The sequence below is a fragment of the Herbidospora yilanensis genome (genome assembly GCF_001570565.1).
Lineage (GTDB): Bacteria > Actinomycetota > Actinomycetes > Streptosporangiales > Streptosporangiaceae > Herbidospora > Herbidospora yilanensis.
This window is the reverse complement of the sequence record NZ_BBXE01000035.1, coordinates 45,910-67,422: the sequence shown is the minus strand read 5'-3', so window position 1 is coordinate 67,422 and position 21,513 is coordinate 45,910. Positions and strand designations below refer to the sequence as shown.

Annotated in this window: 19 protein-coding genes; 5 read left to right on the top strand and 14 right to left on the bottom strand. The window is 70.1% G+C overall.

Annotation, left to right across the window (positions count from 1 at the left end):
* From AW273_RS27710 to AW273_RS27695, 4 genes are read right to left on the bottom strand one after another with little or no spacing between them, the layout of a single operon-like run.
* Entirely contained in the window at nt 1–948 is a 948-nt protein-coding gene (locus AW273_RS27710; RefSeq protein ID WP_198168394.1) for an ABC transporter permease, read from the bottom strand.
* Nucleotides 945–2,414, bottom strand: coding sequence for a sugar ABC transporter ATP-binding protein (locus AW273_RS27705; RefSeq protein ID WP_062354205.1), 1,470 nt, complete (start codon nt 2,412–2,414; stop codon nt 945–947). The genes AW273_RS27710 and AW273_RS27705 overlap by 4 nt, the downstream gene beginning before the upstream one ends.
* Entirely contained in the window at nt 2,411–3,799 is a 1,389-nt protein-coding gene (locus tag AW273_RS27700) for an aldehyde dehydrogenase family protein (protein ID WP_062354203.1), read from the bottom strand. The genes AW273_RS27705 and AW273_RS27700 overlap by 4 nt, the downstream gene beginning before the upstream one ends.
* On the bottom strand, nt 3,796–4,578 hold the full coding sequence (locus tag AW273_RS27695) for an IclR family transcriptional regulator (protein WP_063910126.1): 783 nt from the start codon (nt 4,576–4,578) through the stop codon (nt 3,796–3,798). The genes AW273_RS27700 and AW273_RS27695 overlap by 4 nt, the downstream gene beginning before the upstream one ends.
* A 368-nt stretch (nt 4,579–4,946) precedes the next feature.
* Between AW273_RS27695 and rpmG the strand changes: the two genes are divergently transcribed.
* The 3 genes from rpmG (at nt 4,947) to AW273_RS27680 (ending at nt 5,735) form a co-directional block, all read left to right on the top strand.
* A complete protein-coding gene (rpmG, locus tag AW273_RS27690) occupies nt 4,947–5,111 on the top strand; it encodes a 50S ribosomal protein L33 (RefSeq protein WP_062354197.1) in 165 nt (54 codons plus the stop codon).
* 3 nt (nt 5,112–5,114) lie between these two features.
* Nucleotides 5,115–5,357: a type B 50S ribosomal protein L31 gene (locus tag AW273_RS27685; protein WP_062354194.1), complete on the top strand. Its 243-nt coding sequence runs from the start codon at nt 5,115–5,117 to the stop codon at nt 5,355–5,357.
* Between the two features lie 69 nt (nt 5,358–5,426).
* The gene (locus AW273_RS27680; protein ID WP_062354190.1) at nt 5,427–5,735 is read left to right on the top strand and encodes a gamma-glutamylcyclotransferase family protein; all 309 of its coding nucleotides are present in this window, start codon (nt 5,427–5,429) and stop codon (nt 5,733–5,735) included.
* A gap of 4 nt (nt 5,736–5,739) precedes the next feature.
* Here AW273_RS27680 and AW273_RS27675 read toward each other — a convergent pair whose 3' ends face one another.
* From AW273_RS27675 to AW273_RS27640, 8 genes are all read right to left on the bottom strand, one after another.
* Nucleotides 5,740–6,726 (bottom strand): LacI family DNA-binding transcriptional regulator, encoded by a 987-nt coding sequence (locus AW273_RS27675; protein WP_062354187.1) that lies wholly within the window; start codon nt 6,724–6,726, stop codon nt 5,740–5,742.
* 147 nt (nt 6,727–6,873) lie between these two features.
* A complete protein-coding gene (locus tag AW273_RS27670) occupies nt 6,874–10,377 on the bottom strand; it encodes a ThuA domain-containing protein (protein WP_062354184.1) in 3,504 nt (1,167 codons plus the stop codon).
* Nucleotides 10,378–10,405: 28 nt separating this feature from the next.
* Nucleotides 10,406–11,239 carry a sugar phosphate isomerase/epimerase family protein gene (locus tag AW273_RS27665; protein ID WP_062354181.1) on the bottom strand — a complete coding sequence of 278 codons (834 nt, stop codon included), beginning with the start codon at nt 11,237–11,239 and terminating at the stop codon, nt 10,406–10,408.
* A complete protein-coding gene (locus AW273_RS27660; protein WP_439648643.1) occupies nt 11,240–12,460 on the bottom strand; it encodes a substrate-binding domain-containing protein in 1,221 nt (406 codons plus the stop codon).
* 3 nt (nt 12,461–12,463) lie between these two features.
* Complete coding sequence (locus AW273_RS27655; RefSeq protein WP_062354176.1) at nt 12,464–13,387, bottom strand: ABC transporter permease; 924 nt, start codon at nt 13,385–13,387, stop codon at nt 12,464–12,466.
* Nucleotides 13,384–14,349: an ABC transporter permease gene (locus tag AW273_RS27650; protein ID WP_062354173.1), complete on the bottom strand. Its 966-nt coding sequence runs from the start codon at nt 14,347–14,349 to the stop codon at nt 13,384–13,386. The genes AW273_RS27655 and AW273_RS27650 overlap by 4 nt, the downstream gene beginning before the upstream one ends.
* Nucleotides 14,346–15,788 carry a sugar ABC transporter ATP-binding protein gene (locus AW273_RS27645; protein ID WP_232327627.1) on the bottom strand — a complete coding sequence of 481 codons (1,443 nt, stop codon included), beginning with the start codon at nt 15,786–15,788 and terminating at the stop codon, nt 14,346–14,348. Before AW273_RS27645 ends, AW273_RS27650 begins: the two co-directional genes overlap by 4 nt.
* Nucleotides 15,789–16,086: 298 nt before the next feature.
* Complete coding sequence (locus tag AW273_RS27640) at nt 16,087–17,034, bottom strand: zinc-dependent alcohol dehydrogenase (RefSeq protein ID WP_062354170.1); 948 nt, start codon at nt 17,032–17,034, stop codon at nt 16,087–16,089.
* A gap of 49 nt (nt 17,035–17,083) precedes the next feature.
* Between AW273_RS27640 and AW273_RS27635 the strand changes: the two genes are divergently transcribed.
* Together AW273_RS27635 and recQ are read left to right on the top strand one after the other, a co-directional pair.
* Nucleotides 17,084–17,794 carry a MerR family transcriptional regulator gene (locus AW273_RS27635; protein ID WP_062354168.1) on the top strand — a complete coding sequence of 237 codons (711 nt, stop codon included), beginning with the start codon at nt 17,084–17,086 and terminating at the stop codon, nt 17,792–17,794.
* 38 nt (nt 17,795–17,832) lie between these two features.
* Entirely contained in the window at nt 17,833–19,767 is a 1,935-nt protein-coding gene (gene recQ, locus AW273_RS27630) for a DNA helicase RecQ (RefSeq protein WP_083950103.1), read from the top strand.
* 188 nt (nt 19,768–19,955) lie between these two features.
* Here recQ and AW273_RS27625 read toward each other — a convergent pair whose 3' ends face one another.
* Both AW273_RS27625 and AW273_RS27620 read right to left on the bottom strand, forming a co-directional pair.
* Nucleotides 19,956–20,177 carry a hypothetical protein gene (locus tag AW273_RS27625; RefSeq protein ID WP_030456848.1) on the bottom strand — a complete coding sequence of 74 codons (222 nt, stop codon included), beginning with the start codon at nt 20,175–20,177 and terminating at the stop codon, nt 19,956–19,958.
* A gap of 90 nt (nt 20,178–20,267) precedes the next feature.
* Nucleotides 20,268–21,404 carry an ROK family protein gene (locus AW273_RS27620; protein WP_232327625.1) on the bottom strand — a complete coding sequence of 379 codons (1,137 nt, stop codon included), beginning with the start codon at nt 21,402–21,404 and terminating at the stop codon, nt 20,268–20,270.
* Nucleotides 21,405–21,513: the final 109 nt, after the last annotated feature.

Genomic DNA, 21,513 nt, shown 5'->3' with positions numbered 1-21,513 from the left:
TTACGCGCGCACCCGGTTGGTGCGCTGGGCGAGGATGACGGCGATGATGATCAACCCCTTGAGGACCTGCTGCCAGAAGCTCTGCACGCCGTACAGGTTGAGCAGGTTGTTGATCAGGACCAGGACGAGCACGCCACCGAAGGTGGCGCGGACGGAGCCCTTGCCGCCGGCGAGGCTGGCGCCGCCGATGACGCAGGCGGCGATGGCGTCGAGTTCGAACGCCACGCCCACGCTGGGCTGCGCGATGCCGACCCGGCTGGCCAGGATCACCCCGGCCAGACCGGCGCACAGGCCGGAGACGGTGTAGGCCAGCACGACGTGCCGGCGCACGTTGATGCCGGCCAGGCGGACCGTCTCGGCGTTGCCGCCGATCGCGACGATCGACCGCCCCGCCGGGGTGCGGGTGAGGAAGACGCCGCCGACGAGGAAGACGGCGAACATGATGAGCGTGGAGACCGGGATCGGCCCGGCCATGGCCGACCCGAGCGTGAAGAACGCCGGGTCCTCCGGCGCGATCGGCACCTCGGAGTAGACGAAGGCCAGGCCGCGGACGGTGGTCAGCGACGCCAGCGTCACCACGAACGGCGCCAGCCCGAACCGGGCCACCAGCACGCCGTTGACCAGGCCGAACCCGATGCCGGACACGACACCGACGGCCATCGCGGCCGGGATCGGCAGGCTCGACACCAGCCCGGCGGTCAGGATGCCGGAGAACGCCACCACCGACCCGACCGACAGGTCGATGCCGCCGGTGAGGATGACGACCAGCATCCCGTAGGCGAGCAGGCCGATGGTGACCATCTGCTTGAGCAGGTTCGTCAGGTTGGCCTGGGTGAGGAACGACTCGGTCGTCACCGCGGCCACCACGACCATCACCACGATGAGCAGGCCGAACGCCGCCGTGACGAGCAGGTCGCGGGAGATCTTGGGCAGGGCGTTCACGCTCACGCGGCCACTCCGATCGCGTGCGCGAGCACCTCGTCCTCGGTGGTCCCCTCAGATCGCAGCTCGCCGGCGAGCCGGCCCTCGCGCATGACGAGCACGCGGTCGGTGGCGCCGAGCACCTCGGTCAGGTCGGAGGAGATGAGCAGCACGGCCAGGCCCTCGCGGGCCAGCGCGTCGATCATCCGGTAGATGTCGACGCGGGTGGCCATGTCGACGCCCCGGGTCGGTTCGTCGAGGATGAGCACCCGCGGCTCGGCGAGCAGCCATTTGGCGAGCACGGCCTTCTGCTGGTTGCCGCCGCTGAGCGCGGCCACCGGCATGGTGGCGCACCGGGCGGGCTGGATGCTGAGCCGGTCGATCATCCCGGCGACCCTTTCCCTGCGCCCCGGCATGTCGATCAGCGGCCCCCTGGTGGTGGCCCGCATGGTCGCCAGGGCGATGTTGTCGAGCACGGTCATCCCGCCCACCAGGCCGGTCCGTTTCCGGTCCTCGGTCACCAGGGCGAGGCCGTGCGAGATCGCGTCGGCGGGGGAGCGGAACGCCCCGCCGCCCGACGTGGGCGGTTCGGCCCCGAAGACGCACCGGGCCATCTCGCTGCGCCCGGAGCCGACCAGGCCGAACAGCCCGACGATCTCGCCGGCGCGCAGCTCGAAGGAGACGTCCGAGAACTCGCCCCGCCGCGAAAGGCGGTCGACCTTCAGACGGGTCTCGCCCGGCGCGCCGCGCCGGTCGGGATAGATCTGTTCGAGTCTGCGCCCGGCCATCAGCCGGATCAGCTCGTCCTCGGACGTGCGGGACGGCTCGGTCGTCTCGATGATCACGCCGTCCTTGATGACGACGATCGAGTCGGCCAGCTCCATGACCTCGGCGAGGCGGTGGGAGACGTACACGACGAGGACCCCGCGCGCCTTCAACCGGCGGATCAGGCCGAACAGCGCGTCCAGGTCGCCGCCCGCCAGGACGGCCGAGGGCTCGTCCAGGACCAGCACCCGCACCTCTCCGGCCAGCGCCTTGGCGATCTCCACCATCTGCTGGCGGGCCACGGTGAGGCGGCCGGCGACGGTGCGCGGCTCGATGGCGCCGAAACCGGCGGCGTCGAGCAGTTCCTTGGCCTCGCGGTGCGCGGCCGGCCAGTCGATGAGGCCGCTCCTCCGCCTCGGGAACCGGCCCATCAGCAGGTTCTCGGTGACCGACAGGCCGGGCACGATCGACAACTCCTGGTAGACCGTGCGGATGCCGCGCTCGTGGGCGTCGTGCGGCGAGCGCAGTCGCACCGGCTCGCCGTCGACGCGCATCTCGCCGGACGACATCTCGTGCGCGCCGGAGAAGATCCGGATCAGCGTCGACTTGCCCGCGCCATTGGCCCCGACGACGGCGAGGACCTCACCGTCGCGCCCGACGAGGTCGACGCCGTGGAGCACCTCCACGTCGCCGTAGCTCTTGCGGACGTCCCGGAGCTCAAGGCTCATCCGAACGCCTCCATGACCAGCACGGTCTTCTGCCGGGTGAAGTCGAGCACGGTCTCGTGCAGGCCCTCGCGGTAGCCGCCGGTGTCCTTGGTGCCGCCGAACGGCAGGTTCTCGGCCCGGATCGCGGTCGACCCGTTGACGATCACGCCGCCGACGTCGAGCAGCTTGGCCAGGGTGAACGCGCGCGAGACGTCGCGGGTGAACACCGAGGCGTGCAGCCCGTACGGGGAGTCGGAGACCAGCGCCGCGGCCTCGCGCGGGTCGGAGAACCGGGCGATCGGCGCGACCGGCCCGAAGATCTCCTCGGCGAAGGTCGGGCTCTCGGCCGGCACGTCGACGAGCACGACCGGGTCGACGAACGAGCCCCTGCGGCCACCGCCGACGACCAGCCGCGCGCCCTCGCCGACCAGCCTCCCGACGGCCTTCTCGACCTCTTCGGCGGCCTGCTCGGTGATCAGCGGCCCGACGTCGGTGCCGTCGTCCATCTGGTCGCCCACGACCAGCTTGGCCGCCTGGGCCGACAACTCCGCGACGAAGGCGTCGTGCACGCCGTCCTGGACGTACACCCGCTTGACCGCGCAGCAGATCTGGCCGTTGCCGCGCGCCAGCCGCCCGAGGGTGACAGCGGTGGCGGCGGCCTCGACGTCGGCGTCGTCGCAGACGATCATCGCGTCGTTGCCGCCGAGTTCGAGGAAGACCTTCTTCAGGGTGCCGGAGGCGAGCCTGGCGACGGCCCGCCCCGCGCCGGTGCTGCCGGTGAGCGAGATCGCGGCGACGCCCGGGGCCTCGGCCAGCGTCGCCGAGACCTCGACGCCGCCGGTGACGACCTGGTGCGCGAACTCCGGCGCGCCCGCCTCCTCGACGAGCTCGGCGACCCGCAGCAGCGCCAGGGGGCACTTGACCGGCGGCTGGACGATCACCGCGTTCCCCGCGGCCAGCGCGGCGGCGGCCTTGTGGGAGTACAACTCGACCGGGTAGTTGAACGGCACCAGCGCGGCCACCACACCGAGCGGCTCGCGGATCGTCACGGCCAGGTGGCGCTCCATGCCGGGCACGGCGTCCATCGGCGTCTGCCGCCCGAACAGGCGGGTCGCCTCGGCCGAGTAGCCGCGCCAGATCCGGATCGCGGCCTCGACCTCACCCCGGCACTGCGTCAGGGGCTTGCCGTTCTCGCTCGCCAGCAGGTTCGCCAGCGACTCGATCTCACCCTCGATCAGGTCGGCCACCCGGCGTAACAGGGCCGCCCGTTCGTGGCCGGGCATGGCCGCCATCGCGCGCTGCCCCTTCTGCGCGTCCGCGATGGCGGCCAGGACCGCGTCGGCGTCCAGGTCGGGCACCTCGCCGAGAGGCTCACCGGTCCCCGGATTCCGCACGAGAATGGTCATCTGCTGCTCCTTCGATAGGGGGTTCGCCCGCCGATGCGTTTGCTGATGTCGGCGGCCATCGCGCGGGCCTTGGGGGCGAGGCGGTGGCAGTCGTCGCGGCTGAACCGCGCGGCCGGGGCCGACACGCTGAACGCGCCGACCGGCTCGCCGGAGGCGTTCATGATCGCCAGGCCGACGCAGCGCACCCCTTCCTCGTTCTCCTCGTCGTCGATCGCGAAGCCCTGGTCCCGCACCACGCCCAGCTCGGCGAGCAGGGCGTTCCCGGTGAGGGTCCTGGGCGTGCGCACGTCGAGAGGTCCCGAGAGGATCTCGTCGCGACGGGCGGGGTCGAGCAGGGCGAGCATGGCCTTGCCCATGGCGGTGCAGTGGAGCGGCGCCCGCTTCCCGATGTGCGACACCAGGCGGATCGACTTCGCGCTCTCGACCTTGTCGACGTACACGATCTGTTCGCCGACCAGCACCCCGAGGTGCACGGTCTCCCCGCTCAGCTCCACCAGTTCGGCCAGGTAGGGCCGGGCGGCGGCGCGCAGGCCGTCCTCGTCGAGGTACTGCCCGGCCAGCATGATCAGGGTGACCCCGAGCCGGTAGGACCCGGCCGGGTCACGGTCGAGCACTCCGAGTTCGAGCAGGGACGTCACGTACCGGTGGGCGGTGCTGACGGCGACCCCGGCGCGGCTCGCGAGCGCGCCCAGGGTGATCCCGTCGCGACCGGCGTCGGAGACGGCGTGCACCAGCTCGAAGGCTTTGTCGACGCTTGCTGATTTACGACCACTCTGCATTCGAGTTACTCGAATCTATTTTCATATTCTTGTAACATGCTTGCGAGAGTTGCATTGCCCTCAAATCCTGTCAAGCCCCTGCTGTTTGGGGCTTTTGTCGTGTCTGGAGGGATTTTCTTGCAAGGTGATCCGAATCTTGCGTGTTAGTTTGTCGTTTTTGCAGACACAAAAGGTCGGCCACGCGTGGTGACCGGCCTTCCGGGTGATCTAGATAGGTGTGATCGAGTAGGTCGCCCCCGCAACAGCGGAGAAAGTGATGACATCGTTGCTCACCGACGGCGCCAGGCCGTCGCCGTTCCCGAGGAGCGCGGTGTCCGGCACGGTAGAACCGGGGGAATATCCCCGCTTTGAAAACGGTTTTCGATCCCATGAAGCGAAGTGACCTCCGCCCGCTGGTCCGGCTCCGGTCCACCGCGGGCACCGGTGTGACCTACGTGACCAGGAAGAACCGCCGCAACGACCCAGACCGGATGGAGTTGCGCAAGTACGACCCCGTCGTCCGGCAGCACGTGACCTTCCGAGAGGAGCGATAGCGCATGAAGAAGGGCATCCACCCCGAGTACCGTCCCGTGGTCTTCCGCGACCCGAGCGCGGGCTTCGCGATCCTGACCAGGTCGACGGTGCGGTCGAACAAGACGGTGGAGTGGGAGGACGGCCAGACCTACCCGGTCGTCGACGTCGACGTCAGTTCCGCCAGCCACCCGTTCTACACGGGCAAGAGCCGCGTGGTCGACTCCGCCGGGCGCGTCGAGCGGTTCCGCCGCCGCTACAGCAAGTGATCTTCTCGAAGAGCCGGCCGGGCCCTGCCCGGCCGGCTCTTTCTTTGTGCTCGCTGGCACACTGGGCGGGTGATCTTTCTCTTCTCGTACGGCAGCCTCCAGCTCGAACGGGTCCAGCTCGCCCGGTTCGGCCGCCGCCTGGAAGGTCGCCCCGACGCGTTGCCGAACCATCGCCTGACCACGGTGAAGATGCCCGGCGGCACGGTCCCGATCGTCCAGCGCTCGCCCGGTGAGGAGGTGCTGGGCGTGATCTACCAGCTCGGCGCCGAGGAGCTGGCCGCCGCCGACGCCTATGAGGGCGTCGAGTACGCCCGCCGTCTCGTCACCCTCAAGTCGGGCGTCACCGCGTGGGTCTACCTGTCCCGCGAGTCGGCCTGAGGGCTCACCGGGTCGACTCGCGGACCACCAGTTCGGGCTGGAACATGATCTGCTGGTGGGCGTGGGTGGCCGGGTTGTCGCACTCGTCGAGCAGGAGTTCGGTCGCCACCCGGCCGAGCTGGTGGGTGGGCTGGCGGACCGAGGTCAGCGACACCGCCGAGGCGGCCGCGAAGTCGATGTCGTCGTAGCCGACCAGGGCGACGTCGTCGGGCACCCGGACGCCCGCGTGGGTGAGGTCGCGCATCAGGCCGAGGGCCAGTAAATCGTTCGCGCAGAAGACCGCGTCGGGCAGGTCGCCCTCGGAGAGCAGCTTCTCGGCGGCCTGCTGGCCGGCGCGGGGGTTCATCGTGCCCATCTCGACGACCCGCAGCGGGCGGCCGTAGGCGCGTTCGGCGCCCGCCCTGCGGTCGAGGCACTGGCGGATGGTGAGGGGGCCCGTGACGTACACGATCGACTTCGCGCCCCTTTCCATGAGGTGGCGCACCGCCGTCATGCCCCCGCCGATGTCGTTGACCGCGACCGAGCACTGGTCGGGGCGGTGGGCCGGATGGTCGACCAGGACGACGCTGATGCCCCGTTCGCGCAGCCGGTCGAGCCGCGCCGGGTCTTCGTCGGACGGGGTGATCAGCACCCCGCGCACCCGCTGCTCGGCCAGCACGAGCAGATTACGCTCCTCCTTGGCCCGGGATCCGGCCGAGTTGCTGAGGATGACGGCGTAGCCGAGGTCGCTGGCGACCTCCTCCACGCCGGCCGTGACGTCGGTGAAGAACGGGTTGCCGATGTCGATCACCGACAGGCCGATGGTCTTGCTGTGCCCGGCCCGCAGCGTGGAGGCCGACCCGTGGCGCACGAACCCCAGCTCCCGGACGGCCGCCTCGACCTTCTCCCGGGTCGCCGGCGACACCTTCTCGGGCCGGTTGAGCACGTTGGACACGGTGCCCGGCGACACTCCGGCCCGCGCGGCGACATCCTTGATGCCCACGTCACTCATGGACGTCGATTAAAACGTAGCAAGCCTGCCAGGAGCAACGGGCCGGCCGCTCTGCCCATCGTGTGGCTGAGCGGGATTGAAACGTTCTGATCCGGTCACCGGAGAACGGGAACCGGCCCCCGGTGGTCCGGGGGCCGGTCGCTCACGCTAGCTGATCCGGGTCAGCCGCCACTGCTGGCTACCGGCCGTGGAGCAGGTCTGCTGCCGCACCTGGGTCAGGTCGGCCGAGTCGGGCAGCTCCAGGCACAGGTTGCTGTGCCCGGCCTGGATCCGCCAGTTCGACCCCTGCGCCGTGAACCGGTACGACTGGTTCGCGTTCGTGTGGCAGGTCCACTGGACCAGGAGCGCGCCCGCCGCGGTCGACGCGCCCGACACGTCGACGCACTTGCTGGAGTGCGTCGCCTGGAGCCGGAACGCCCCGTTCCCCGCGTCGACGAACCGGAACCGCTGGTTGGTCCCGCTGCCGGCCGCCCACTGCACGACCCTCGCCCCGTCGGCCGTGGACGCGCTCTCGATGTCCATCGCCTTGCTGGAACCGACGTTGACGATCTGGTAGACCCCGTTGGCCACCGGGCCGGTGGTCGTCGTCGTGCCGCCGACCCCCTGTCCCTGGAGGGTGAAGGAGTCGAGGTCGAACTGGTTGGCCGTCGAGTGCTTGAACACCAGGTAGAACGTCTGGCTGCCGTTCACCCCCGTCACGCTGCTGACGGGCGTCGAGACGTAGGTGTCCCAGCCTCCCGTCGAGGGCACCGACGTCGTCGCGAGCAGGGTGCCGGTCGCCGAGCCGGCCCGCAGTTCGATCGAACCGCCCGAGGAGATCGAGGAGACCCGGTAGGAGATGCCGGTCACCCCCTGCGTCGCCATGGGCGCGAACGAGATCCAGTCGTTGTTGGAGATGTCGCCGACCCGGTTGCCGTTCTCCGCCGCCGACTGCGCCACGACCCGGACCCCGGAGGAGTTCGTGAAGTGCTCGGCCTGCTTCTGCTTGGGCTGGAGGATCAGCTCGGCGCCCTTGGTGAGGCCGCCGCTGTCGGTGTACGTCGCCGACAACACGTAGAACACGTTCTGGGTCGGCTCGTGGCCCGACTGCCCGGTCGTGATCGTGGCCGAGCAGCCGGTGCGCTGCTCGACGTCGTGGCTGTGCGTGTCGTGACCGAGGGCGATGATGACCTGCACCCGTGAACAGTCGATCGACCCGTCCTCGGGGTCGCTGCCGGTGATCGTGTACGAGATCGTGTCGCCGAAGTCGAACGCGCCTCCGTTCGGCGGCGCCGAGAACTGGAGGGTCGGCGCCGTGTTGCCCACGACGACCGGCACGGTGGCGGTGCCGGTCTTGCCGCCGGCGTCCCTGACGGTCAGGCGCGCGGTGTAGTTGCCGTTGGAGGTGTAGGTGAAGCTCGGGTTGGCCGACGTCGAGTCGACCGAGCCGTTGTCGGTGAAGTCCCACGCGTAGGTGATGGCGTCACCGTCGGGGTCGGCCGAGCCCGACGACGAGAACTGCACCGTCAGCGGGGCCTGACCGGAGGTCGGCGTGCCCGACGCCCTGGCGATCGGCGCCCGGGAGCCGTTGATGTAGTCGATCCGGTAGACGCCGTCGTCGGTGTTGGCGCCGCCGAAGCCGGTGCCCCAGTCGATCATGTAGAGCGACCCGTCGGGGCCGAACTTCATGTCCATCGGCGAGCGGAACTGCATCGACGACAGGAACCGGTTGATCTTCAGCAGGTTGCCGGAGTTGTCCAGCCGCATCTCGGCGAGGAAGTTCCGGCTCCACTCGTAGAAGAACGGGGTGTCGTCGAAGTACTGCGGGAACTTGGTCTCGGAGGTGTTGTTCGGGTCGAAGTGGTAGAACGGGCCGCCCATCGGGGCCGCGCCGCCGCTGTTGCCCATCTCGGGCCACTGGGCCGCGCCGCTGTAGGTGTACCAGACGTTGGCCGCCCGCGCGGCCGGCAGCGTCTGGAGACCCGTGTTGTTGGGCGAGGTGTTGGTCGGCGACGAGCAGTTGAACAGGGCGCCCGACGTGTTGGTCGCGAAGTTGAAGTCGTTGTACGGGGTGTTGTTGCCGGTGCAGTAGGGCCAGCCGTAGAAGCCGGGCGACTTGATCAGGTTGTACTCGACCGTGCCCGCCGGGCCTCGGCTGGAGTTGGCCGAACCCGCGTCGGGGCCGTAGTCGGCCATCGAGATCCAGCCGTTCTCCTTGTTCACCGCGAACCGGAACGGGTTGCGGAAGCCCATGGCGTAGATCTCGGGCCGGGTCTGCGCGGTGCCCGGCGCGAACATGTTCCCACTCGGGATCGTGTACGTGCCGTTGGCCTCCGGGTGGATGCGCAGGATCTTGCCCCGCAGGTCGTTGGTGTTGGCCGCGGTGCGCTGGGCGTCGAAGTGGGCGCGGCCCGAGCGCTCGTCGATCGGCGCGTAGCCGGACGAGGCGTTCGGGTTCACGTCGTCGCCGACGCCGATGTACAGGTTGCCGTTCGGGCCGAACGTCAGGTAGCCGCCCGTGTGGCCCGGCTCGTCGATGCGCTCGGCCGGGATGGTGAGCAGGACCCGCTCGTCGCTCAGCGCGGTGGGCGCGGCCGACGCGGTGTACGTGAACCGCGACACCCGCACGATCGACTGGCTGCCGGCCGGGGAGTAGTAGAGATAGAGATAGCGGTTCGACGCGAACGCCGGGTCCAGGGCCAGGCCGACCAGGCCGTCCTCACCGCCGGTGTAGACGTTGAGGGTGTGCGCGGTCGCGATCTGCCCGTTCGACGGGTTGATCGTCTTGAGCTGGCCGGCCCGGCTGATGTAGAACACCGTCCGGTCGGGCGCGATGTCGAGCTCCATCGGCTGGTTCGGGGCCGAGTCGAGGGTCACCTTCTGGAAACGGTTCCAGACGGTGCCGCCGCAGCCGCCGGCCAGTTCGCCGCCGGCCCAGCGGATGCCGCCCAGCACGTGCTGCTGGAAGTAGGGCTCGCTGTACGTCGAGGCGGTGTGCCCCATCGCCGTCGCCCAGACCTTGGCCGTGCCGACCTCACGGCACCACGAGATCGGGTGGTCGTGCCCCATGGCGTTGCCGCCGGGGGAGTAGGTCGTCTCGTCGGCCGTCACCAGGATGTGCGCGTCACCCCGGATGCTGCGGTCGAAGTTGTACCACTCCTCGGTCCGCGTCCAGCGGTCAGGCAACCCGGACGTGGAGGGATGAACGTCGTCGGCCACCTTCGCGGTGCCCTGGACGATCGCGGAGTGGGCCGGCATGTGGGCGCCGGCCTGGATGAGGTTGTCCCAGTAGGGGAACGTCGACTCGATCCCCATGTCGGTGGCGTTGTGGATGGCGACGATGCCGCCGCCGCCCTCGACGTACCGCTGCAGGGCCTGGCGCTGGGAGTCGTTGTCCCAGACCATGCCGGAGTTCTGCAGCATGATGATCACGTCGAAGGTGGCCAGGTTGGCGTCGGTGAACGAACTGGAGTTGTTGCTCTGGACGACCTCGAAGTTGTTCGCGGCCGCCATGTTGTTGACCATCGTGACGCCCGCGGCGATCGAGTCGTGGACGTAGCCCGCCGTCTCGGTGAACAGCAGCGCCCGGAAGACGGGCGCCGCCGCGGCCGGGGCTGGTAGCGCTAACAAAAGTAGAAGCGGGGTCAAGAGGGCGATGAGGTACCTGCGCATGGCGCTCCCTGGGAGGGTGCGGGATGGTTCAGAGAGCCCGGAGGAACGTGAGCCCGTCGGTTGCCAGGGCGTCCTGGCTCCGGGCGAGTGGCCGCCAGATGGAGGCGGCCGTGGCTATCGTGCGGTTCTCGGCGGTGAAGGACTCGATCACGAGCGGTCCTGAATATCCGATGTCGGTCACCGCCTCGATGAAGGATTTCCAGTCGAAGTGGTCGTCTCCGGGCGTCCCCCTGTCCGTCCCGCACACCTGGATGTGCGCGACCCTCTCACCGGCGAGGCGGACCGCCTCGGCGGGACTCTTCTCCTCGATGTTCATGTGGTACGAGTCGAGCATGATCCCGCAGTTGTCCGGGATGGCCTCAAGAGCCTGCTCGACGGTGTTGACCAGGCTGGTCTCGTACCGGTTCAGCGCCTCGACCCCGACCCGCACGCCGCGTTCGGCGGCGTAGTCGACGACCGGCGCGAGGTTCTCGCGCAGTTCCGCGTACGCGGCCCGGCGCTCCCCGGCGGACAACGACCAGGTGCGGCCGACCGAGGAGTAGGCGGGGCCGCCGATCGCCGGGGCGCCCACCCTGACGGCCACGTCGACGACGTGCCGCAGGTAGTCCTGGGTCTCGCGGACCACGTCGGCCGAGGCGTCCACCAGCTCGCGGCCCGGCGGCATCACCAGCGCCACCGACGCCCGCAGGCCGTGCTCGGCCAGCACGTCGGCGGCCCGCCCGGGATCCCAGTCGCCGGGGTTCTCGACGGGGAGTTCGAGCACGTCGAACCCCCAGCCGGCGACCCGGGGCGCGAGCGCCGCCAGGTCGCCGTCGGTCAGCGGCGACACCCAGACCCAGGTGTTGACGCCGATGGGGAACATCTACTTCCCGCCCCACTTCCCGGGGAAGCCGGGCATGGACTCGCAGCCGCACAGCGCGTAGTGCAGCAGCGGCATGTCAGGCTGCAGATAGGTGCCGAGGGTCTCCTGGGTGATCTTCGGCTGCGGCAGGTTCCACATCTTCGGCACCTCCTCGCCCTTGAGGATCTTCAGCGCGGCGATGATCGGGGTCCGCCACTGGTAGGTCGGGTAGGTGGGGGCGACGGCGGTCAGGTTGCCGTCCTTCCACTTCTGCAGGAAGTCCTGCTGGTCCTCGCCGACGAAGGCGGGGACGGGCACCCCGGCGTCCTCGAACGCCTCGATGGCGGCCACGGCGGTCGCGCCCGCGTCCATCCAGACGCCGTCGATCGTGCCGTGGCGGGCGATGTAGTCGGACACGATGCTCTTGGTCTTGGCGGCGTCGCCGTCGGTGAACTCCACGCCGATCACCTGGAGCTGGGACTTGTCGAAGGCCACCTTGGCGGCCGACCAGCGGGTCTCCAGCACGTCGACGCCCGGGAGGATGCGCAGGGCCAGGATCTTGCCGCCGGCCGGCACCTTCTCGATCAGGAACTCGGCGCCGTCGGCGCCGAAGGCGTACCCGCCGATGGGCTTGATGAAGGTGACCGGGCAATCGGTCTCGACGCCGCGGTCGAAGACGATGACCGGGACCTCGGGGCAGGCGCCCGAGACGGCCGGGGTCAGCGTCGCGGTCGTGTTGGGGGAGATGATCAGCGCGTCGCAGCCCTTGGACTGGAGCTCGGCGATGTCGGAGATCTGCTTGTCGTCCTTGCCCTCGGCGTCGAGAGCGGTGAACTCCTTGATCTCCTTGTGGAGCGCGACCTCCTCCTGCATGGTCGTCCAGCCGACCTGCCGCCACGGGTTGTTGACCGCGGCGTTGGAGAAGCACAGGTGGTAGGGGCCGTCCTTCTTGTACTTGGCCGTGTCGACCATCTGCGGCGCGATCGCCTGCTCCCACGGCTTGTCGGCCGGCCCCTCGGCCGTCTGCGTCCGCATCGCGAGCTGGGCGTCGTAGTCGGCCTGGACGAAGAAGTCCGACTGCGCGCCGGTCCCGGCGGAGGCCGCCTCGGAGGCCGGGGCCGACGTGGCGGGCGCGGCGCTCGGCTGGGCGCTCGCCCCGGTCGGCGGCAGGTCACTGGCGCACCCCGCGGCGGCCAGTGCCAAGGCGGCGACCGCCACCAGTAAACGACGCATGGACGTCACTCCTTACACTTTCGAAGGTGTCAACCGCAGGGCCGGGAGCCGCAGGCCCCCGACCGCCACGGCGGCGATGATGATCACTCCCTGCACGGCATACTCCAGCGCGCCGGAGATCCCGTGCAGGTTGAGCAGGGTGAAGAGGGCTTCGAGGGTGAACGCCCCCGCGATGGCGGCGACGACGTGACCGCGCCCGCCGCCGAGCACGACCCCGCCGAGCACGACGGCGGTGATCGCCTGGAACTCAAGACTCTGGCCGACCTGCGCCGACACCCCGGCGAACCCGCCGAGCAGGATCCCGGCGACCGCGGCCGACAGGCCGGAGAGCACGAACGCGAACACCCGCACCCGGTCGACCCGGACCCCGCTCAGCCGCGCGGCCTTCTCGTTGTCACCGGTGGCGACGAGGGTGCGCCCGAAGTCGGCCCGCATCAGCAGCACGGCCGCGACCACGACCATGGCCAGGATCGCGACCGCCCAGACGCCCTCGCGGCCGAACACCCGGAACCCCTGCGACAACGCGCCGCGCGGGGCGCCGCCCGTCCACAGGAAGACCGCGCCCGACAGGATGAGCATCGCGCCCAGCGTGGTGATGAAGGAGGGCACCCGCAGCTTGGTGGTGACCAGCCCGTTCACCAGGCCGACCAGCAGCCCGATCACGACGAGCAGCACCAGCACCGGCCAGGTCATCGCCTCGTCGCCGTCGATCAGCCGCGCCGCGACCACCACCTCGACGGTGACCAGCGACCCGACCGACAGGTCGAACTCCCCGGAGACGATCACGAAGTACTGCCCGGCGGCCAGGATGGCCAGCGGCGCGACCCGCTTGAGGAACGCCAGGAACCCGGCCGGTTCGAGGAAGAAAGGGTTGGCGGCGGCGATGGCCACCAGCAGCCCGGCCAGCACGACGAAGATCGGAATGGCCCGTTTCACGACGCCCTCCTGCCGGTCCGGCGGGCGTAGACGGCGACCGCGACGACGATGACGACGCCGCGCACGACGTCCTTGAAGAACGAGTTCACCTCAAGCTGGTTGAAGACGCTGTCGAGCACCGCCAGCAGCAGCACCCCGCCGACGGTCCCGGCCACCCCGCCCCGGCCGCCGGCCAGCGCGGTGCCGCCGAGGACCACCGCGGCGATCGACTCCAGGTCGTAGCCGCCGTCGGTGCCGACCGTGGGCGCCCCGGCGCCGAGACGGCTCGCCAGCAGCAGCCCGGCCACGCCCGCGCAGAGCGAGCACAACACGTGCGCGGCGATCACCACCCGGTCGGTCCGCACCCCCGACAGCCGCGCCACCTCGACGTCGCCGCCGACGGCGTAGACGCGGTTGCCGAACCGGGTGCGCCGCAGCAGGAACCAGACGCCGACCGCGACCGCCGCCCACAGGATCGCCGCGACCGGGACCGGCCCGATCCGGGAGTACCCGAGCTGCTGGAAGTCGACCGGCACCCGCCCGGCGGGCCCGTCGTAGAGGTGGTCGAGCACCCCCCTGATCACGAGGGCCACCCCGAGGGTGGCGATGAAGGCGTGCACCTTCAGCTTGGTGATGACGACGCCGTTGACCAGCCCGACCAGCGCGCTCACCCCGAGCGCGACGACGACGGCGGTCAGGATGTTGGACGACTGCCCGGCCATCGTCTCGGCCGCGACGAGCGAGACCAGACTGATCAGGTACGCCACCGACAGGTCCAGCGACCCGGCCAGGATGGCCAGCGTCTGGCCGACCGCGACGATGCCCAGGGCGGCCGACCGCTGCTGGATGCCGACGAGGTCGTTGAGGGTGAAGGTGCCGCCGTCGAAGGCGACCAGGGCCCAGCCGATGGCGAGGGTGGCGAGGAGGGCGGCGTACACCGCCCGGGTGGGGTTGGCGACCAGGGCGACCACACGGCCGGTCATGCGGCGGCCTCGTCGGCCGCGGCCAGCGCCATGACGGCCTCCTCGGTCGCCCCGGCCGGCAGATGACCGGCCACGCGGCCGTCCCGCAGGACGACGATGCGGTCGCTCATGCCGATGAGCTCGGGTAACTCGGAGGAGATCACGAGTATCGCGGTTCCGGAGTCGGCGAGTTCCCGCATGAGGTCGTGGATCGCCGCCTTGGCGCCCACGTCGACCCCCCGGGTGGGCTCGTCGAACAGCAGGACCCTGGGGGCGACGGTCAGCCACTTGGCCAGCACGACCTTCTGCTGATTGCCCCCGGACAGGTATTTCACCTCGGTCTCCTCGCGGGGTGGTGAGAGCTGCACGCGGCGCAGCAGGTCGGAGACGGCGGCGCGGGAGCGGTGCCCGATCGCGCGGGCCACCAGGAGGGCGTTGTCCCTGACCGGCTGGTTGAGCGCCAGGCCCTCGGCCTTGCGGTCCTCGGTGACCAGGCCGATTCCGGCGGCCACGCCCTCGCGGACGCTGGCGGGCCGCACCGGCGTCATCTCGCCGCGGGTGAACGGCTCGGCCCCGAAGATGGCCTTGGCCAGCGACGACCGGCCCGATCCCTGGAGGCCGGCGACCCCGACGATCTCGCCGGCCCGCAGTTCGAGGTCGATCCCGTCGAGCTTGGCGTTGCCGGCCTGGGCGAGCGTCAGCCGGACCTCCCCGGCGGCCGGCTCGGCCGCCCTGGGCGGGAAGTAGGCGTCCAGTTCCCGTCCGACCATCATCTTCACCAGTTCGGCGACCGTGACGTCCCCGGCCGCCACGGTCGCGACGTGCGCGCCGTCCTTCAGGACGGTCACCCGGTCGGCCAGGTCGAACACCTCCCGGAGCCGGTGGGAGATGTAGAGGACGGCGATCCCGCGTGCCTGGAGACGCCGGATCAGCCGGTAGAGGAGGTCGACCTCGTGTTCGGCCAGGGCGGCGGTGGGCTCGTCCATGACGACGATCCGGGCGTCCACGCTGAGGGCCTTGACGATCTCGACGACCTGCTGCTGCGCCACCGACAGGTCCTTGACCAGGTCGCGCGGGCCGAACGAGTGCTCGTCGAGTTCGTCGAGCAGCCGGGAGGTCGCCGCGTCCATCGCGGCCCGGTCGAGCAGCCCGCGCCGGGTGGGCTCGCGGCCGAGGAAGACGTTGTCGGCCACGCTGCGCTCGGGCAGCAGGTTGAACTCCTGGTAGATGATCGCGACCCCGGCCCGCTGCGCCTCGACGGGATGCGCGAACGCCCGCGTCGTGCCGCCGATTTCGACGGTGCCCTCGTCGGGCTGGTGCACCCCGGCGAGGATCTTCATCAACGTGGATTTGCCGGCGCCGTTCTCGCCGACGACGGCGTGCACCTCTCCGGCGGTCGCCGACAGGTCGATCCCGCGCAGGACGCGGATCCCCAGAAAACTCTTGCCGATGCCAGTCATACGCAGGATGACCTGCGCGGACTCAGCGGGTTTCTGGTTTATGTCCTCCATATTGCCGGATGTTAAGCGGGACTTTTGACGGCTGCAAGGCAAAAGTCGGCACGTCAATAACCTTTTTAGGGGTGCTTTCGAGTGCCGTTCGGCGCGTGGCGCGCGGTTCTGTCGGACTTTTGCGGGTTGACAATCGAAACTGACGTGGGCGATCGGAACGGGTGGAACGCGCCAGGTATTTTAGGAGTTAGTTCAAGGCTCTAACGAGCGGACCGTAGCCTTGTTTAGGTATGGCCCAAATCGCGATTTAGGGCTCGATAACGATTTTGAGACCCTGCCGTGACTGCGCCTCGGCGAACGCCTTCGCCGCGTCCCGCAGGGCGAACCGCCCCGACACCAGCGAGACCAGATCGACCCGGCCCTGGGCCACCAGCTTGATCGCCCGCGGATAGACGTCGTTCATCCGCCGCGCCATCGCGATCGTCAGCCCCTTGCGCCGCGCGGTCGAGGCCCGGAAAACAGTGCGGTCTTCGTCTGGAATCCCGGCCAGCACGACCCGGCCGCCCGGCCGCGCCATCTCGAAGGCCGTGTCGACCGCCTGGTCGGTGCCGGCCACCTCGAACACCACGTCGAGGTCGCCGTGGGGGTCGGTGGAGGCCCCCAGCTCCCGCGCCTTCGCGGCCCGATGGGGCAGCGGCTCCACCGCGGCGACCGTCGAGGCCCCCGCGATCTGCAGCAACTGAATGAGCATCAGCCCGATGGGCCCGCACCCGACCACGCCGGCGGTCCCGCCGAGGGGGAGATGCCCCAGGTCGAACGCGTGGATGGCCACCCCCAGCGGCTCCAGCAGCGCCCCTTCGAGGTCGGACACCGAGTCGGGCAGCGGGTGGAGGCAGGCGCTCGGCCAGGCCATGTATTCCCGCAGCCCGCCGTCGGTCTGCCCGTGCCCGGCGAACCGCACATGAGGACACAGGTTCCGGTAGCCGCGCAGGCACGACGGGCACTCCTCGCACGGCACGGCCGGATCGACGGCCACCCGCCGCCCGTCGAGCGTCACCCCCGCGAACTCGTGCCCGACCACGAGCGGCCGCGTCAACTGGGCGTCGCCGATGCCGCCCTCGCCGAACCAGTGCAGATCCGACCCGCACACCCCGACCGAGGTCACCCTGACGACCGTCTCCCCGGCCTGGGCCACCGGATCGGCCTCTTCGTGAACCCGCAGATCGGCCGCGCCGTGGAGTCGTGCCACCAGCATGGGAATCTCCCCTTGAATCGGACGTCACGGCAGGTCGTACGGTTGCCGCATGTGGACGATCGGCCGACTTGCGCAGGCGACCAGAACGACCGTACGCGCGCTGCGCCACTACGACGAAATCGGTCTCCTGCGCCCGACGGAGAGAACCCCCAACGGCCACCGCCGCTACGGGCCGGAAGATCTTCGGCGACTCTATCGCATCCGGTCATTGCGGACATTCGGCATGTCATTGGAGGAAATCGCCGCATCGCTGGAGGCCCCGGGAACCATGGAGGCCCTCCTGCGCGCGCAACTGGCGGCCCTGTCGGAACGCGCCGCCGAACTCGACGCGCTGAGGGCACAGCTCACCCGCCTGCTCGCCCACGACGACCCCGACGACTACGTGAAGGCCCTGGAGATGATGGCCATGTTCGACGCCTACTTCACCCCCGAACAACGCGACTCCCTGACCGCCCGCCGCGAGGCCCTCGGCCCCGAGGCCGTCGAATCGGCCAAACGGGAGTTCCGCACCCTGGTCGAAACCCTGCTCGCCTGCGTGCGGGACGACGTCGCCCCCGACTCGGCCGAGGCGCGCGACGCGGTCGCCCGATGGGACACCCTCGGCGCCGCGTTCCACACGGCGGGCGCGGGGACCGAAGCGGCGACCCGCAGAATGTGGGACGAGAACAGCGAGGAGATCAGCGCCCGCATGCCGTGGAGCGCGGCGGACCTGCGCGCGGTCGTGTCCTTCGCGGACACGGTCCGGGCCGCCCGCCGCTGAGGGGCGGGTTTGTCGTCCGGGCTCGTTAGGGTGTGCGGGTGGCTTCCCCCGACGAACTCGTTCCCTGGCCCGACGCCGAGGCCCCCGACTGGGACGACGAAGACGAACCCCGGCTCGAAACGGCCCCCTGGGTCGAGGAGACCCGGTTCACCGACCCCCACGACGTGCTGAGCCGGGTGTTCGGCTACGACACCTTCCGCGACGGCCAGCAGGAGATCATCGATCACGTCGTCGCGGGTGGTGACGCGCTGGTCCTGATGCCGACCGGGGGCGGGAAGTCGCTCTGCTACCAGATCCCCGCCCTCGTGCGGCCCGGGGTCGGCGTGGTCGTCTCGCCGCTGATCGCGCTGATGCAGGATCAGGTCGACGCGCTGACCGCGCTCGGCGTCCGGGCCGGGTTCCTCAACTCGACGCAGGACATGGGGGAGCGGCAGGCCATCGAGGCGCTGTTCGTCGCCGGTGAGCTCGACCTGCTCTATCTCGCGCCCGAGCGGTTGCGGTCGGAGCAGACGATGAACCTGCTCGACCGGGCGAAGATCTCGTTGTTCGCGATCGACGAGGCCCACTGCGTGTCCCAGTGGGGGCACGACTTCCGGCCCGACTACCTGGCGCTGTCGGCCCTCCACGAGCGGTGGCCCGACGTGCCGAGGGTGGCGCTCACCGCCACGGCGACCCCGGCCACCCACACCGAGATCGCCACCCGGCTCAAGCTCGACGACGCCCGCCACTTCGTCGCCAGCTTCGACCGGCCCAACATCCAATACCGGGTCGTCCCCAAGAACGAGCCGAAGAAGCAACTGCTCGACCTGCTGCGCAACGAGCACAAGGGCGACGCCGGCATCGTCTACTGCCTGTCGCGCAACTCGGTGGAGCAGGTCGCCGCCTTCCTCGCCCAGAACGGCATCCCGGCGCTGCCCTACCACGCCGGTCTCGACGCCCGCACGCGGGCGGCCCACCAGTCACGCTTCCTCCGGGAGGAGGGCCTGGTGATGGTGGCGACGATCGCGTTCGGGATGGGGATCGACAAACCCGACGTCCGGTTCGTCGCCCACCTCGACCTGCCGAAGTCGATCGAGGGCTACTACCAGGAGACCGGCCGCGCCGGGCGCGACGGGCTGCCGTCCACGGCGTGGATGGCCTACGGGCTGCAGGACGTCGTCCAGCAGCGCCGCATGATCGACACCTCCGAGGGCGACGACGCCCACCGGCGGCGGCTCTCCCGCCATCTCGACGCGATGCTGGCCCTGTGCGAGTCGGTCGGCTGCCGCCGCGTCGGCCTGCTCGACTACTTCGGCCAGCAGGCCGGGCCGTGCGGCAACTGCGACACCTGCCTGACCCCGCCCGAGTCGTGGGACGGCACGGTCGCCGCCCAGAAGGTCCTGTCGACGATCCTGCGCCTGCACCGCGAACGCCGCCAGAAGTTCGGCGCCGCCCACATCACCGACATCCTGCTCGGCCGCGACAACGAGAAGATCCGCCAATACGGCCACAACACGCTCAGCGTCTACGGCGTGGGCACCGATCTGCGCGAGCCCGAATGGCGCGCGGTCATCCGCCAGTTGCTGGCCCTGGGCATCCTCGACGTCGAGGGCGGCGACTACCCGACCTTGATCCTCACCGACGCCAGCGCCGACGTGCTGCGCGGTCAGCGGACCATCACCATGCGCAAAGACCCGGAGCGCAGGGCCAGGGTCGCCGTGGCGAAGTCCGCGCCGCCGGCGGCCGACCTGTCCTCCGAGGCCAAGCCGCTGTTCGAACGCCTCCGGGCCTGGCGTGCCGCCACCGCGAAGGAACAGGGTGTGCCGGCCTACGTCGTCTTCCACGACGCGACCCTGAAGGAGATCGCCACCCGCCTGCCGTCGACCCTCGCCGAACTGGGCACGATCAGCGGCATCGGCGAGAACAAACTGGCCAAATACGGCGACTCGGTTCTTGAGGTGGTGGCGGGGGAGACCGCCGACGCCGCAGAGTGAAGCGACGCAAGGGGGGAAAGCGTGATCTGAGCGTTCGTCACGGCGCCGGTCGGATCCGCTGGCCGCTGGTGGCCGCAGCCGGTCACATGAGAGGCGGTCCCGGGTGCGGTGTCCGCCGGGGCCGTGCTCAGGACGTACACGACCTCAAGCTCCGGCGCCCCCACAGGCCGGAGCCGTGCCGCCGTCTCTTACTGCTGGGCGAGCCGTTCGAAGAGTTCCAGGGCCGCGGCCCTGACCTCCTCCGGCGAGACCCCCTCCAGCACCGATCGGGCCTGGTCCTCGTCCCGTGTGGTCGCGCAGGTGATCGCCACGGAGGTGGCGGCCGCGTGTTCCAACGTGCCGGCGGGCTGGTTGTCGGCCAGTTCGCGGGCGCTGAGGGCGAGGTCCAGGATGTCGCGTGAAGTGCCCAAAGTGATCTCCTCGGCCAGTGGGGGGTTTGACGCCATTCTGCGGTATGCGCTCCCTCACGCGACGGAAATCCGTAAGGTCAGCGCGCCGAACTAGCTTACGGCGGGCTCCCGCGACACTGACGACGAGGTGGTGCTGAGGAGGAATTCGTCGACCACGAGGGTGGCCGCGCCCAGGGCGACGGCGTCGGGGCCGAGGCGGCCGAGCACGATCGAGGCCGTCGAATAGGGCTGGGTGAGGCAGTTCTCGGCGGCTCTCTGCTTGATCGTGGTCAGCAGGTGCTGGCCGAGCAGCAGGCCGGCCCAGCCGCCGACGACGATCCGCTCCGGGTTGAACAGGTTGATCAGGTTCGCCAGGCCGGCCCCGAGGTATTCGACCGTCTCGTCGATCACCGGGGAGCCCGAGGTCACCAGTTCGGCGAAGGCCGCCTGCTCGGTCGAGGTGTCGACGTCGATTCCGGCACGTTCCAGCACGGCCTCGGCGCCGATGTAGGCCTCCAGGCAGCCCCGGCCGCCGCATCGGCAGCCCCGGCCGCCGATGGCGATCTTGGTGTGGCCCCACTCGCCGGCGGAGCTGTTGGCGCCCCGGTAGGTCACGCCGTCGGCGATGATGCTGGCGCCGACGCCCGACCCGATCAGCGCGATCACCGCGTGGCGGGAACCCCGCCCGGCGCCGAACCACATCTCGGCCTGGCCCATCGTCTTGGCCCCGTTGTCGATGTGCAGCGGGAACGGGGTGCCGGCGCGCAGGAGGCTGCCGAGCGGGACCGAGTGCCACCCGAAGGTCTGCGCGTGGATCATCGCCTCGGGGCCGCGTTCGACGATGCCGGGCACGCCGACGCCCACGCCCAGGACCTTCGACGGCGGCACCCCGCTGTCGGCCACGACGGCGTCGATGCCCGACAGCACGTGGCGCACGACGACGTCGACGTCGTGGGCGCCCGGGCGCAGCGCGAACTCGCTCTTGGCCAGTTCGTTCATGTCGAGGTCGAACAACTCGACGCGCACGTGGGTCTCGCCCACGTCGACGCCGATCGCGAAACCGTAGGTCGGATTGACGCGCAGCAGTACACGCGGACGCCCGCCGTCGCTGTCGACCAGCCCTGCCTCGACGATGATGTCGTCGGCGAGCAGGTCGCCGGTCACGTTGCTGACGGTGGCCGCGCTGAGGCCGGTCAGGGCGGTCAGCTCGTGGCGGCTCGTCGGGCCCGCGAAATAGAGAGCGCGCAACAGGACCGCCCGGTTCCCCCTTCGGAGATCGCGGACGGTACGTCGCTCGGGCCTCACCATGATCTTCCTTCCCCCATGTCTGCGCCCATGTTAGATCAGAGCCAAAAAT